Genomic DNA, 13,297 nt, shown 5'->3' with positions numbered 1-13,297 from the left:
CCTACTGGCCGAGCCAGGTGTGCACCGAGGACACCACCGACGCGCCCTCGCCCGTCGCCGAGGCGACCCGCTTCATCGACCCGGCGCGGATGTCGCCGCCGGCGAAGATCCCCGGCACCGTCGTGGCCAGGTCCTCCGGCGGCACGCCGTCGACCCAGCGTTCGGTCGGGACGTCACGCCCGGTGAGGACGAACCCGCGCTCGTCGCGCAGCACCGCGTCGGGCAGCCAGCCGCACTCGGGAGCGGCGCCCAGGAGCAGGAACAGCCCGCGCGCCTCGACGCGCTCGCGCGCGCCGGTGTCGACGTCCTCCATGTCGAGCCAGCCGAGCTGCCCGACGTCGTCCGGGCCGCCGTCGACCACGCGGGTGCAGGGCCGCACGGTGATGCGGGGGTTCCACTCGATCTCGTCGATGAGGTACGACGACATGGTGGCGGTGAGGTCGGGCCGGCGCACCACGACGGTGACCGAGGAGGCGAAGCGGGCGGCGTGGATCGCGGCCTGGCCGGCGGAGTTGCCGCCCCCGACCACCACGACGTGGTCGCCGGCGAGCTCACGTGCGGCCGCCATCGCGGCGCCGTAGTAGACCCCGCGCCCGACCAGCTCCTCGAGCGACTCCACCCCGAGCCGGCGGTAGTCGACGCCGGTGGAGACGAGCACCGACCGCGCGTGGACGTCGCCGCCGTCGGTGTGCACGACGTGGTGGTCGCCGTGCTCGCACTGCGAGATGCCGGTGGCCGGCCAGCCGGTGAAGAAGCGGGTGCCGAAGCGCAGCGCCTGTCCGCGGGCGCGCTGGGCCAGCCGCATGCCGGAGATGCCGCGCGGGAAGCCGAGGTAGTTGCGGATCATCGAGCTGGTGCCGGCCTGCCCGCCGATCGCCTCGGCCTCGAGGCAGACGGTGGTCAGCCCCTCGCTCGAGGCGTACACGCTGGCCGCGAGACCGGCCGGCCCCGCGCCGACCACGACGAGGTCGACCACCTCGTCGAGGTCGATGTCGTCGGGGCGGCCGTAGAGCTGGTTGGCCAGCGAACGTACGTCGGGGCAGTGGCCGCACCAGCCGGCCAGCGAGGACACGACCGGCCAGCGGCCCTCGTCCTCCGGGCAGCTCGCCATCACCTCGCGCCCGACCTCGCTGTCGGGGTGGTGCACGCCGGCGGGCATGCCCACCCGGGCGAGGTAGTCGAGCAGGTCGCGGGCGAGCGCGTCCTTCTCGGGCGTGATGATGCGGACGTTCTCGACCACCGGCGCTGCGACCGTGGCGTTCCACTCGTTGAGCAGCTCGCCGACGGCCAGGTGGAACTCCTCGTCGCGCGGTCCCTGCGGCATCAGCAGCAGCGCGTCGACCTTGCCGGCGGCGACCGCGTGGCGGAAGGTCTGGTTGTCCTCGCGGAAGCGGCTGACGTGGGTGACGATCAGCCGGCGGGCGGTCGGCACGGCCTGCCGGGTGCCGTTGATCAGCTGGTAGAGCTTCTCCTGGTCGTGGTCGCTGTCGACGACGAAGAGCGCCACCGGGTGCCCGGTCGTGAGCAGCTCCTTGGCGCAGGCCTTGGCGGTGGCCTCGTCGGTGGCCATGCGGACGTCGTACTCGCGCTCGTAGCGGGCGAACGCCTCGCCCAGCTCGGCCGCGTGGTGGGTGGAGGCGATGACGATCGCAGGCGCTCCCATTCCTCCAGCGTAGTGGCCGATATCTGAGGACGCCGCGGTCGGAAATGGGCCCGTCCGACGTCCACGCCGTCCTCAGATATCGGGGTCAGCCGGTGAGGTTGTGCACGTAGCACCAGCGCCACGACTCGTCCGGCTCGGCGGACTCGACGACGGGGTGCAGGCTGTCGTGGAAGTGGGCGGTCGCGTGCCGGCCCACGGAGGAGTCGCAGCACGCGACGTTGCCGCAGGTGAGGCACTGGCGCAGCGAGACCCAGCGGGTGCCGTCGGCCAGGCACCTGGCGCAGGCGGGATGAGGAGGTGTGTCCACGGCGGGGTGGGTGTCGAGGTCGTCGCAGGTGCGTCCGCCGGCGAAGGCCAGGGTCCCGGTGCGTACGCCGGCGCGCGCCGCCGAGCCGGCGTCGAGCATCGACTCCTCGATGTCGAGCATGCCGAGGACCTGGCTCACCACCTCCGACGGCACGTGGCCCCGGCTGCGCACCTTGAGCACCTTGTCGCGCTCCGCGTCGATCATCTCGCCGCGGATCCGCGCGTAGAGCTCCGACGGTGTCTCGGCGTCGGCCGCGGTGGCGAGCTGCTCCCAGGCGGCGAACGTGCGCTGGTCGACGCGGGCCCGCACCTGGTCGACCACCCCGTGGTGGTCGTCGTACTCCAGCTCCTCGAGCCGGGCGAAGCCGGCGTCCGCCGCCTGCTGGAGCAGCCCGGCGCGGGCGAGGGCGTCCTCGGCGGGGTCGGGGGAGGGTACGCCGAGGAGGCGGGTCATCAGCGGCAGCGTGAGCCCCTGCACGAGCAGCGTGCCCGCCACCACGGTGAAGGCGACGAGCAGCAGCACCTCGCGGTGCGGCGCGTCCTCGGGGATGACGAACGCTGCGGCGAGGGTGACCACGCCGCGCATGCCGGCCCAGCCGATGAGGAAGCTCCACGACGCCGGGATCGGGTCGCGCCGGCGCAGGAAGCCGGTGGCCTGCATGTAGACCAGGCGGACCACGACGACCGTCACCAGGGTCGCGAGGCAGACCAGGACGATGCGGCTGGTGGGGAGGGTGGAGGCCTGGACGTCCTCGAGGATCCAGTCGAGCTGGAGGCCGATGAGGAGGAAGACGGTGTTCTCCAGCACGAAGGCGACCGTGCGCCAGGTGATCCGCTCGGTGATGCGCGACTGCGCGGTCTGGATGATCGGCGCCTTGTGGCCGAGCAGGAGGCCGGCCACGACGACCGAGATGACGCCGGAGGCGTGGATCTCCTCCGCCGCCACGAACGCCGCGAACGGCGTGAGGAACGAGATCGCGGTGTCCATCAGCGGGTCGGTGACGTGCTTGCGCAGCCGGGCGACGAGGAGGAAGAAGAGGACGCCGATCGCCACGCCACCACCGGCGGCGAGGACGAAGTCGCCGCCCACGGCGGCCAGGGTGACGCCACCCGAGAGCGCGGCGATCGCCGTACGGAGGGTGACGAGGGCGGTGGCGTCGTTGAGCAGCGACTCGCCCTCGAGGATCGTCACCACCCGCCTCGGCAGCCCGATGCGCCGGGCCACCGCGGTGGCCGCGACGGCGTCCGGCGGTGCGACGACCGCCCCGATCGCGATCGCCGCCGCCCACCCCAGGCTCGGCACGAGCCAGTGGGCGACGACGGCCACCGCCAGGGCCGTGACGACGACGAGCAGCACCGAGAGCCGGAGGATGGCGCCCCGGTTGGCGTTGAAGTCGACCAGCGAGGTCTGGATCGCCGCCGCGTAGAGCAGCGGTGGCAGCAGCCCCAGCAGGACGACCTCGGACTCGAGGTGGATCGTCGGCACCCCCGGGACGTACGCCGCTGCGGCGCCGACGACGACCAGCAGGAGCGGCGCCGGGACGTGCAGGCGTTCGCTGACGGCGGTGGCGGCCAGGACGACGGCTGCCATCGAGACGAGCAGCAGGGCGAGTTCCACCGGGTGAGTCTCCCACCGCCAGCGGTTGTCCTAGCGCACGACGTCGTAACGCTGGAGCGTGATGCCGTTGCTGTACGCCGCGTGCTCGACGAGCCGGAGCCCGGTCTTGTCGCCCTCGGCGAAGAGGCGCTTGCCGCTGCCGAGGAGGACCGGGAAGACCAGCAGGTGGTAGCGGTCGACGAGCCCGGCGCGGGCGAGGCCCTGGGCGAGGCGGGCGCTGCCGTGGACGTGGATCTCCCCGCCGTCGGTCTCCTTCAGTGCTGCGACGTCGTCGAGGGACCGCAGCACCTCGACGGTGCCCTCGCCCCAGGGTGCGGTGTCGCCGGCCAGGGTCGTCGAGACGACGTACTTGGGCATCGCGTTGTAGGTCGCGAACTCCTCCATCGACGGCCAGACCGGGGCGAACTCGTCGTAGGACTGGCGGCCGAGCAGCAGCGCGGTGGCGTCGGCCATCTCGCGGCCCTTGATGTCGTAGGCCTCCTCGACGAAGTCGACGTCGCGGAACGTCCAGCCGGCGTGGGGGTGGTCGCCGCCGCCGGGGGAGTCGACGATGCCGTCGGCGGTGATGAACTCGGTGACGACGAGGGGTCGCATCTCTGGTCTCTCTTCCGTGTGGGGGCGGCTCGTCAGGCGGCGAGCAGGTCGTCGATCTGGTTGATGGCCAGGCTGGAGCCCTCGACGACGCCCATGTCGAGCACCTTCTGCAGGTCCTCGGCACTGGCGTAGGTGCCCACGAAGGTGGCGCGGGTGCCTGCGGTGGTCCGCTCAAAGCGGTAGGTGTTGGCGGACTCGGGCATGTCGGTGTTGGGGGCGAAGGTGTCGTCGAGGGCGAAGCCGTCCTTGAAGTCGAAGCGGCTCGGCTCGTGGACCTCAGTGACCTCCCAGTAGGCGTAGTACTTCTCGCCCTCGGGGCTGGTCATGTAGTAGGTCATCCGTCCGCCGGGGACGAGGGCGTGGTCGACGAAGGTGGCGGGGTAGCCGGGAGGTCCCCACACCCGCTCGAGCTGGCGCGGGTCGGCGTACACCTCCCACACGCGCTCGACGGGTGCGGCGAAGTCGGCGGTGATGGTCAGGGTGAGGGCGTGGAGGTCGTGCTGAACGTCGGTGACAGGCATGGGTTCGGTCCGTTCTGTGCGTGGGTCAGGGGCGGTCGTGCCGGGTCGGGTGCTGGTCCTGCTGCTGGCGGGTCTGCTCGGCGAAGAGCTCGTCCATCCGGGAGATGCGGCCGCGCCAGAGGGCCTCGAGGTCGGTGAGCATCGCGCCCACCGACCGCACGGCCTCGACGTCGCCGCTCGCCAGGGCCTCGCGACCCTGACGACGCTTGGTCAGCAGGCCCGCGCGCTCGAGCACGGCGACGTGCTTCTGGACGGCGGCGAAGCTCATGTCATAGCTGCGCGCCAGGGCCGACACGGAGTGCTCGCCGGCCAGCACGCGCCGCAGGATGTCGCGCCGCGTGCGGTCGGAGAGTGCGTGGAACCAGGCGTCCGCCCGGTCCTCGTCGTCGGTCATGCGACCAACGTACAACTAAATGGTTGTACGTTGTCAATGGTTCCACCCTCGTGGGTGGGCGCCGGGTCGGAAAAGGCAGGAATGGACGTAAGTCGGAGTACCGTCGGTTTCTGGTGCGCCGTCGCGCGCCTGATTCGAGAGAAGTGGGGCACGCCCGGTGCACAGGCTCGTGGAAGGACTCCGTCTCGGGGACCGCTACGTCCTGCAGGAGCGCATCGCCTCCGGCGGCATGGCGGACGTGTGGCGCGGCCTGGACGACGTGCTCAAGCGCGACGTCGCGGTCAAGGTCATGCGCGCCGACCCCGACAACGAGGAGATCTTCGCCGAGCGCTTCCGCGACGAGGCCCTCCACTCGGCGAGCCTCCTGCACCCCAACATCACGACCGTCTTCGACTACGGCGAGGACGACCACCGCACCTACCTCGTGATGGAGCTCGTCCAGGGCCTGCCCCTGTCGGCGATCATCCGCGAGCAGGGCGCGATGCAGGCCGAGGCCGTGCGGTCCATCCTCGGCCAGGCCGCGCTCGCCCTCGGCACCGCCCACGACGCCGGTGTCGTCCACCGCGACGTCAAGCCGGCCAACATCCTGCTGCGCGAGGACGGGCTGGTGAAGCTCACCGACTTCGGCATCGCCCGCGCCATGGACGCGATCGGCCACACCCGCGTCGGCGAGATGCTCGGCACGCCCAACTACATCAGCCCCGAGCAGGCGATCGGTCAGCAGGCCACCGGCGCCAGTGACCTCTATGCCCTCGGCGTGGTCGCCCACGAGATGCTCACCGGCAAGCGCCCGTTCGACCGCGGCACCCCGATCGCGACCGCGTTGTGCCACGTCAACGAGCCGCCCCCGCCGCTCGGCGAGGACGTCCCCGAGGACCTGCGCGACGTGGTGGCCTCGCTGCTCCAGAAGGACCCCGTGGACCGGCCCGACAACGCGCTGGCCGTCGCCGTGTCGCTGGGCGTGGCCCCGGCCGAGCTCGCCGACGTCGAGGTGGACCTCGGCTCCGGCGTGTCGGGCGGGTACGTCGTCCTGCCGGTCACGCCGCTGACGCCGTCCACGCCGCTCGAGGCGGTCTCGGTCACCGACGAGCCGGTCGACCAGCCCGCCGACCTGCCCGCCGACGCGGCCGACAAGCCGGCCGACAGGCCCGTCGACCGTGCACCCGCCGACCTGCCGACGATGGCGGCCGGCCCCGAAGAGCTCCTGGACTGAGGTCCCCGGGCGCGGCCCCTGCCCGTGTCAGCGCTTCGTCGCCTCGTCGATCAGGGCGGCCAGCGCCGCCGGCTGGGTGAACATCGGCCAGTGCCCGGAGTCGATGTCGACGAGCTCCAGCGCCGTGGCGTCGGACAGCTCGGGCACGTCGCCGGTGTCGATCCATTCCTGGGCCTGGGCGGGGCTGAACTCCGCGCACACCAGCGTCAACGGCACCCCGTGGCGGCGCTCGTCGGTCCAGCGGACCGTCCCCTTCGTGACGCCCACCGGCACCGGGTGTGCGGCCGCCGCCACCGTGGCCTTGAGCTCGGGCGACATGTCGTCGGAGTCCGGTCCGGCGAAGGGCTCCCAGCCGGGGAACGGCACCGCGTCGCCGTCGGTGTCGAAGAAGTCGGCGTAGGCGTTGCCGTCGGTCGTCGGGAAGCCGGCGATGAGGACCACGCCGCTCACGGCGTCGGGGCGCCGGTCGGCCGCCACCCACGCCAGCGTGCACGCGGCGGAGTGCCCGACCACGAGCGGCGACCCCTCGGCCGCGTCGACCGCGGCGAGGACCGCGCCAGCCTGGTCGTCGTACGACGCCGAGGTGGCGCCGTCACCCTGCCCGGGCAGCGTCACCGGGATGCCGCGGTGGCCGAGCCGCTCCAGCTCGGGCAGCACGTCGTCCCAGGCCGAGCCGTCGAGCCAGAGTCCGGCGATGAGCACGATGTCCATGAATCTCTCCTTGTTCGGTGTCGTCGACCCTCGCTGCTCACGCTAGGGACCATTCCGGACGCTCCACGACCGGAACCGGTGGCAGGATCCAGACATGAGCGAGATCAGCCCGACCGCGCGGGCGCTGCGGGCGCTGGACCTCCTGCAGGCCCGGCCGGGGGTCACCGCCGCCGAGCTGGCCGAGCGGCTCGGGGTCACCGAGCGCGCGGCCCGCCGCTACGTCGCGATCCTGCGCGAGGCCGACATCCCGGTCGAGTCCACGCGCGGCCCCTACGGCGGATACACCCTCGGGCGCGGGCTGCGGCTGCCGCCACTGGTGTTCTCCGCGACGGAGGCGCTCGGGCTGGTGATGGCCGCCCTCGACTCCCACCACGCGGTCGCCGACCCCGACGACCCGGTGGGCTCCGCACTCGGCAAGATCCTCCGGGTGCTGCCGACCAACGTCGCGCGGCAGGCGGCCGCGGTGCGCGAGACCGCGCGTACGGTCCCGCAGCGCTCGTCGGTGCGACCCGACCCGGAGGTCGCGAGCGGGCTCGTCGCGGCGGTGGCGGCCCAGCAGCAGGTGCGCATCGACTACCGCACCGCGGCCGGCAACGCCCGCACCTTCGAGGTCGACCCGTGGTCGGTGGTGGTGCGCTACGGCCGGTGGTACCTCCTCTGCCACTCCCACCACGCCGACGCCCTGCGGACCTTCCGGATCGACCGGATCGCCGGCGTCGAGCGGCTCGAGGGCACCTTCGACGTCCCCGCCGACCTCGATCCCGCCGCCGAGCTCGAGGCCAACCTCGGCAAGGGCTGGGAGCACGAGACCCACGTCGTCTTCGACGTCCCGGTCGGCGAGCTGCGGCCGTGGATCCGTCCCACGCTCGGTGACCTGCGCGAGCTCCCCGACGGCCGGTGCGAGCTGGTGGGCAGCACCAGCAACCCCGAGGCGTACGCCGGTGAGTGGCTCGCGAACGTCCCGTTCCCGTTCACGGTGGTGGGCGGCCCCGAGCTCCGCGCCGCGGTCCGGGTGGTGGCCGAGCGGCTGGCGGCGTCCGTCGAGTGAGTCGAGTGCGCGGCCCGCGGCGACTGCTACCGCGGGCGCACTCGACCTGCTCAGCGGCTGACCGCGACCTCCGTGCCGAGGGTCCAGCCGTCGGAGATCGGCAGGTAGTCGCCGCTCCAGAACTTGCCCGGGTCGTACCAGGTCGCGCGGCGGTCGTCGCGCAGGATGCCCATCTCGATGTAGCAGGTGGCCACGATCTCGGCGCAGAACGCCGCCTCGGGGGTGGCGCGCTGCCCGCGCTTGCGACGCGGGACGTACGCGTCGCGGCCGCGCAGCCAGCGCGCGCCGAGCCGGGTCAGGCTGGGGAAGGAGACGCCGTCGAGCCGCGCGATCGCGCGCAGCATGCCGTCCTCCTCGTCGCGGCCGATCTCGGGCTGGAGCTGCCGGACCCAAGCGTCCTGGTCGTACTCGGTCTGCCAGCGACCCACGGCGTCGCGCAGGTCGTGCAGCTGGACGCCGCGGTGGTGGGCCCCCGTCCACACGTCGAGCTGCTTCCTGCCGAGCTCGGCGTGGAAGATCAGCGGCGGCAGGTCGTCGACGACGACCGCCATCCCGACGTGGTTGACCGGCGAGTTGGTGACCGCGCGGATGGCCCGGTCCGGCGCCCGGCGCCCGCGGAACAGCCAGATGTCGCCGCTCCGGGTGAGGTCCACCGCCTGGTCGAGGGTCAGGGTCATGCGCGCAGTCTGCACCAGCGCGCACGCCCCGACGACTAGGCTCCCGCCATGCGCGCATGGAAGCTCCTCGGCCTGGCCGGCATCGTCGCCGGGGTCGCCACCGGTGCCGCCGTCGCCCGTGACGAGCGCGTACGCCGCCACTACGAGCCGTCCGAGGTCCGCGACCGGCTCCACGCCCGCCACGACGAGGCCGTCGCCCGCGAGGCCGCCGACGCCACCCGGGCTCCCCAGGACTCCTGACGCCGAACCGCGGACGGGCGCGCGGGTTCACGCCGCGGCCCGCACCCGCCGGCGTACTCCTGAGGCGACTTGTGGGGGAAGTCCGACACATGGAGGGGGTTGTACGCCCCACAAAGTGGCGGACTCCCCGCATGAGCGGGGACTCTGCGAGAGGCAGGCGGTGCGGCCCCCGGCGGGCGGCAGGAGGGCGTACGACGATCAGGCGCCGAGGGCGAGCCGGAGGGCGATCGCCAGCATCACCAGGCCGACGAGCACGTCGAGCACCTGCCACGCGCGGGGGCTGGCCAGGCGCGGGGCGGCCAGCCGGGCGCCGTACCCGAGACCGGCGAACCACCCGATGCTCGCCACGCACGCGCCGAGCGCGAACCACCAGCGACCCGGGGTGCCGTGGGTGCCGGCGATCGACCCGAGCAGGAGGACGGTGTCGAGGTAGACGTGCGGGTTGAGCCAGGTCAGCGCGACCGCCCGCGCGACCACGCCGCGGCGCGCCTCGACGACTCCGTCCCCCGCGTCGAGCGCCTGCGGCCGACGGGCCCGCAGCAGCGACAGGACGCCGTACACCGTCAGGAACGCGACGCCGAGCCACCGCACCACCTCGACCGCCCACGGGGCGCGGTCGACGAGGACGCCGATGCCGGCGACCCCCGCGAGGATGAGCACGACGTCGGACAGCGCGCAGATCGCGACCACCAGGCCGACGTGGCTGCGGCGCAGGCCCTGCCGGAGCACGAACGCGTTCTGGGCGCCGATCGCCACGATCAGGGACAGCCCGGTCAGCAGCCCCGCGACGACGTCTCCCACGCGGGACAACCTAGGGCCACTGGTCCAGACCCCTGCCGGACCCTGACAGATGTCAGGGTCGGTTGCGGGTGTTATCCCATGGCCGTCCGTCGGAGGCCCCTGCCAGACTCCTACCCATGACTGAGCAGCCCACGGGAGGGGCGCCGCAGAGCGTCGCGGCAAGCGCACATGACCTGGTGAAGATCTACGGCTCGGAGGAGGCCCAGGTCCGGGCCCTCGACGGGGTGACCGTGGACCTGATGAAGGGGGAGCTCACCGCCATCATGGGGCCCTCGGGGTCCGGCAAGTCCACGCTGATGCACTGCCTGGCGGCGCTGGACACGCCCACGTCCGGGGAGGCCGTCGTGGACGGCACCTCGCTGGGCAAGCTCAAGGACAAGGCGCTGACCAACCTGCGCCGCGACCGGATCGGCTTCGTCTTCCAGGCGTTCAACCTGGTGCCGACCCTGACGGCGAAGGAGAACATCCTGCTGCCGCTCGACCTGGCCGGGAAGAAGGCCGACCAGGGCTGGTTCGACCAGGTCGTCGACGCCGTCGGCCTGCGCCCCCGGCTGAGCCACCGCCCCAGCGAGATGTCGGGCGGCCAGCAGCAGCGCGTGGCCTGCGCCCGCGCGCTGGTGAGCCGGCCCTCGATCGTCTTCGCCGACGAGCCCACGGGCAACCTCGACTCCACCAGCTCGGCCGAGGTGCTCGGCTTCCTGCGCCGCAGCGTCGACGAGTTCGGCCAGACGGTCGTCATGGTCACGCACGACCCCGTCGCGGCGTCGTACAGCGACCGGGTCCTCTTCCTCGCCGACGGCAAGGTCGTCGACGAGCTGCGCGACCCCGACCGCGACGCGATCCTCGAGCGGATGGGCGCCCTGTCCGACGCCGCCCGCGCGCCCCGCTCCGACGAGAAGGCGGGCTGAGCGGTGTTCCGACTCACCTGGCGCAACCTGGTGGCCCGCAAGGTCCGCCTGGTCATGAGCACGCTGGCGATCGTGCTGGGCATCGGCTTCCTCGCCGGTGTCCTCACCTTCAGCCACGGGCTCGGCTCGACCTTCGACAACATCATCGAGGGCTCCACCTCCGACGCGATCGTCCGCACCGAGGGCGAGGTGTCGTTCCAGGCCTCGGGGGCCGGTACGACCAAGCTCGTCGAGCCGCAGGTCGTCGACCGGCTGGCCGACCTGCCCGAGGTCGCCGCGGCCGACGGGTCCGTCGACGGGGTCGGCGCCTACCTCCTCGGCGAGGACGGCAAGCTCGTCGGCGGCACCGGCGCCCCCACGCTGGTCTTCAACTACTACGACAGCGTCAACGTCGCCGGCGACCCGATCCTGATCCTCGAGTCGGGCGAGTGGCCCGACCAGCCCGGCCAGATCAACCTCGACGCCTCGTCCGCCGAGCGCGGCGGCTACGAGCTCGGCGACGACGTGACGCTGCTGATGCCGACCGGAGAGCTGCGTACGTCGTTCGAGCTCGTCGGCACCTCCAACTTCAACGGTGGCGGCACCGCCGGTGCCACGCTGGCGCTGCTCGAGACGAGCCAGGCGCAGGAGGTCTTCCTCGACGGCGAGGACGCCTTCACCACCGTGAGCCTCACGGCCGCCGAGGGGGTCAGCCAGACCGAGCTCGCCGACGCCGCCAAGACGGTGCTCCCCGACGGCTTCACCGCCGTCACCGGGCAGGAGGTGATCGACGAGTCGGACGAGCAGATCGGGCAGTTCCTCGACGTCATCGGCTACTTCCTGATCGCCTTCGCGGTGATCGCGATCGTGGTCGGCGCCTTCATCATCTTCAACACCTTCTCCATCCTCGTCTCGCAGCGCGTCCGCGAGTCGGCGCTGCTCCGGGCCCTCGGCGCGAGCCGCCGCCAGGTGACGCGGTCGGTGCTGATCGAGGCGTTCCTCATGGCACTGCTCGGCTCGACGCTCGGCCTCCTGCTCGGGCTCGGCCTCGCGCGCGGGCTGGCCGCGGTGTTCCGCTCGCAGGGCCTCGACATCGCCGGCGAGGTGCTGGTGCTGACCCCGATGACGGTCATCGCCGCCTACGTCGTCGGCATCAGCGTGACGATGGTCGCCGCCTTCGTGCCGGCGCGGCGCGCGGCGAAGGTGCCGCCGGTCGCCGCCCTGCGTGACGACCTGACGGTGCAGGAGAAGGCGCTCGGCCGCCGCCGGATCGTCCTCGGCACCCTCGCCCTGCTCGTCGGCGCTGCCCTGATGGCCGCCGGCCTGGTCGGCGCGCCCGGGGCCGACGCGGCGTGGATCGGTGCGGGCTCGGTGATCTGGGTGATCACCGTCGCCGTCATGGCGCCGGTGCTCGGCCGTCCGGTGCTGATCGCCTGCCGGGCGGTCTTCGGCAAGCTCTTCGGCACCGCCGGCAAGCTCGCCGGGGAGAACGCGCTGCGCAACCCGCGGCGTACGGGCGCCACCGCCTCGGCCCTGATGATCGGCCTGGCCGTGGTGTCGGCGGTCGGCGTGCTGGCCTCCTCGCTCAGCGCGACCAACGACGAGCTCGTCGACCAGGAGTTCCGCAGCGACTTCCTCGTCCAGTCCCCGAGCTTCCAGGGCTTTCCGACCGAGGTCGGCGACCAGATGGAGGACGTCGACGGGGTCGGCACGATCTCGCGGATGCAGGGCTCGGTGGCGCTCGTCGAGCAGGACCAGTCCTTCGTCGCGGGGATCGACGAGTCGTTCGGGGAGATCTACGAGCTCGACATGGTGCGCGGCACCCAGGAGATGAACGGCGACCAGACGATCCTCAGCCGTTCCACCGCCGGCGAGCTCGACGCCGACGTCGGCACCACCCTGCCGGTGGCGTTCCCGGGCGGAGAGAGCGTGGACCTCGAGGTGGTCGGTGTCTTCGAGGACACCCCGATCCTCCAGGGCGTGACCCTGCCGATCAGCGTGCTCGAGGACGCCGGCCTCCGGCGCAACGACAGCATGCTCAGCATCAACGTCGCCGAGGGCGCCGACGTCGAGGAGGTGCACGACGCGCTCGACGCGGTCGTCGAGGACCTGCCGATCGTGACGGTGCAGGACAAGGAGGGCTTCGCCGACCTGATCAAGCAGCAGGTCAACCAGCTGCTGTTCATGATCTACGGCCTGCTCGCCCTGGCGGTGATCATCGCGGTCATCGGCATCGTCAACACCCTCGGCCTCAGCGTCATCGAGCGCACCCGCGAGGTGGGGCTGCTCCGGGCGGTCGGCCTGTCGCGGCGGCGCCTGCGGCGGATGATCACCCTGGAGTCGATCGCCATCGCGGTGCTCGGCGCGGTCCTCGGCCTGGCGGTCGGGCTGCTCATCGGGGTGGCGCTGCGCCAGTCGCTGTCGGAGGACCTCACCGTGCTGTCCCTGCCCCTCGGCTCGCTCGTGGTGTTCCTGGTGATCGCCGTCGTGTTCGGTGTCCTCGCCGCGATCGTCCCGGCGATCCGCGCGTCGCGGATGAAGGTGCTCGACGCCATCGCGACGGAGTAGCCACCAGGCGTGATCCGGCTCACGCCACCGGGCCCCGGGTGCCGACGAACCCGGGG

Annotated in this window: 13 protein-coding genes; 5 read left to right on the top strand and 8 right to left on the bottom strand. The window is 72.5% G+C overall.

Annotated features, from left to right (window positions below):
- Position 1: 1 nt before the first annotated feature.
- The 5 genes from ACNKF0_RS21945 to ACNKF0_RS21925 all read right to left on the bottom strand — a co-directional run bounded on the left by ACNKF0_RS21945 (position 2) and on the right by ACNKF0_RS21925 (position 5,096).
- Complete coding sequence (locus tag ACNKF0_RS21945) at positions 2 to 1,663, bottom strand: FAD-dependent oxidoreductase (RefSeq protein ID WP_416954874.1); 1,662 nt, start codon at positions 1,661 to 1,663, stop codon at positions 2 to 4.
- Positions 1,664 to 1,748: 85 nt separating this feature from the next.
- Positions 1,749 to 3,587, bottom strand: a complete 1,839-nt coding sequence (locus ACNKF0_RS21940) for a Na+/H+ antiporter (protein WP_416954873.1) — start codon at positions 3,585 to 3,587, stop codon at positions 1,749 to 1,751.
- A 30-nt stretch (positions 3,588 to 3,617) separates the two neighbouring features.
- Positions 3,618 to 4,181, bottom strand: coding sequence for a dihydrofolate reductase family protein (locus ACNKF0_RS21935; RefSeq protein ID WP_299926977.1), 564 nt, complete (start codon positions 4,179 to 4,181; stop codon positions 3,618 to 3,620).
- 32 nt (positions 4,182 to 4,213) lie between these two features.
- Positions 4,214 to 4,702 carry an SRPBCC family protein gene (locus ACNKF0_RS21930; protein WP_416954872.1) on the bottom strand — a complete coding sequence of 163 codons (489 nt, stop codon included), beginning with the start codon at positions 4,700 to 4,702 and terminating at the stop codon, positions 4,214 to 4,216.
- Between the two features lie 25 nt (positions 4,703 to 4,727).
- On the bottom strand, positions 4,728 to 5,096 hold the full coding sequence (locus ACNKF0_RS21925; RefSeq protein ID WP_299926971.1) for an ArsR/SmtB family transcription factor: 369 nt from the start codon (positions 5,094 to 5,096) through the stop codon (positions 4,728 to 4,730).
- Positions 5,097 to 5,265: 169 nt separating this feature from the next.
- Between ACNKF0_RS21925 and ACNKF0_RS21920 the strand changes: the two genes are divergently transcribed.
- The gene (locus tag ACNKF0_RS21920) at positions 5,266 to 6,309 is read left to right on the top strand and encodes a serine/threonine-protein kinase (RefSeq protein ID WP_299926968.1); all 1,044 of its coding nucleotides are present in this window, start codon (positions 5,266 to 5,268) and stop codon (positions 6,307 to 6,309) included.
- A gap of 27 nt (positions 6,310 to 6,336) precedes the next feature.
- On the opposite strand, the gene ACNKF0_RS21915 is transcribed toward ACNKF0_RS21920, so the two are convergent.
- Positions 6,337 to 7,020 carry an alpha/beta fold hydrolase gene (locus tag ACNKF0_RS21915; protein WP_416954871.1) on the bottom strand — a complete coding sequence of 228 codons (684 nt, stop codon included), beginning with the start codon at positions 7,018 to 7,020 and terminating at the stop codon, positions 6,337 to 6,339.
- 94 nt (positions 7,021 to 7,114) lie between these two features.
- Between ACNKF0_RS21915 and ACNKF0_RS21910 the strand changes: the two genes are divergently transcribed.
- Entirely contained in the window at positions 7,115 to 8,068 is a 954-nt protein-coding gene (locus tag ACNKF0_RS21910) for a helix-turn-helix transcriptional regulator (protein WP_416954870.1), read from the top strand.
- Positions 8,069 to 8,118: 50 nt separating this feature from the next.
- Here ACNKF0_RS21910 and ACNKF0_RS21905 read toward each other — a convergent pair whose 3' ends face one another.
- Positions 8,119 to 8,745: a hypothetical protein gene (locus ACNKF0_RS21905; RefSeq protein ID WP_299926957.1), complete on the bottom strand. Its 627-nt coding sequence runs from the start codon at positions 8,743 to 8,745 to the stop codon at positions 8,119 to 8,121.
- A 48-nt stretch (positions 8,746 to 8,793) separates the two neighbouring features.
- Between ACNKF0_RS21905 and ACNKF0_RS21900 the strand changes: the two genes are divergently transcribed.
- The gene (locus ACNKF0_RS21900) at positions 8,794 to 8,985 is read left to right on the top strand and encodes a hypothetical protein (RefSeq protein ID WP_416954869.1); all 192 of its coding nucleotides are present in this window, start codon (positions 8,794 to 8,796) and stop codon (positions 8,983 to 8,985) included.
- Between the two features lie 198 nt (positions 8,986 to 9,183).
- Here the strand turns inward: ACNKF0_RS21900 and ACNKF0_RS21895 are convergent, their stop codons facing one another.
- Positions 9,184 to 9,786, bottom strand: coding sequence for a LysE/ArgO family amino acid transporter (locus ACNKF0_RS21895; RefSeq protein WP_416954868.1), 603 nt, complete (start codon positions 9,784 to 9,786; stop codon positions 9,184 to 9,186).
- 116 nt (positions 9,787 to 9,902) lie between these two features.
- Between ACNKF0_RS21895 and ACNKF0_RS21890 the strand changes: the two genes are divergently transcribed.
- Entirely contained in the window at positions 9,903 to 10,694 is a 792-nt protein-coding gene (locus tag ACNKF0_RS21890; RefSeq protein WP_416954867.1) for an ABC transporter ATP-binding protein, read from the top strand.
- 3 nt (positions 10,695 to 10,697) lie between these two features.
- Entirely contained in the window at positions 10,698 to 13,241 is a 2,544-nt protein-coding gene (locus ACNKF0_RS21885; RefSeq protein ID WP_416954866.1) for an ABC transporter permease, read from the top strand.
- The last annotated feature ends 56 nt before the right edge of the window (positions 13,242 to 13,297 follow it).

Origin of the sequence: Nocardioides sp. T5, assembly GCF_048161455.1 — a bacterium.
Taxonomy (GTDB): Bacteria; Actinomycetota; Actinomycetes; order Propionibacteriales; family Nocardioidaceae; genus Nocardioides.
Note: the sequence above shows the minus strand (reverse complement) of the source record. Positions and strands in the feature narration are given on the sequence as shown.

Coding starts and splice junctions, on each gene's coding strand:
- ACNKF0_RS21945 (WP_416954874.1), bottom strand. CDS start 1,663: ATGGGAGCGCCTGCGATCGTCATCGCCTCCACCCACCACGCGGCCGAG.
- ACNKF0_RS21935 (WP_299926977.1), bottom strand. CDS start 4,181: ATGCGACCCCTCGTCGTCACCGAGTTCATCACCGCCGACGGCATCGTC.
- ACNKF0_RS21930 (WP_416954872.1), bottom strand. CDS start 4,702: ATGCCTGTCACCGACGTTCAGCACGACCTCCACGCCCTCACCCTGACC.
- ACNKF0_RS21925 (WP_299926971.1), bottom strand. CDS start 5,096: ATGACCGACGACGAGGACCGGGCGGACGCCTGGTTCCACGCACTCTCC.
- ACNKF0_RS21915 (WP_416954871.1), bottom strand. CDS start 7,020: ATGGACATCGTGCTCATCGCCGGACTCTGGCTCGACGGCTCGGCCTGG.
- ACNKF0_RS21910 (WP_416954870.1), top strand. CDS start 7,115: ATGAGCGAGATCAGCCCGACCGCGCGGGCGCTGCGGGCGCTGGACCTC.
- ACNKF0_RS21905 (WP_299926957.1), bottom strand. CDS start 8,745: ATGACCCTGACCCTCGACCAGGCGGTGGACCTCACCCGGAGCGGCGAC.
- ACNKF0_RS21900 (WP_416954869.1), top strand. CDS start 8,794: ATGCGCGCATGGAAGCTCCTCGGCCTGGCCGGCATCGTCGCCGGGGTC.
- ACNKF0_RS21890 (WP_416954867.1), top strand. CDS start 9,903: ATGACTGAGCAGCCCACGGGAGGGGCGCCGCAGAGCGTCGCGGCAAGC.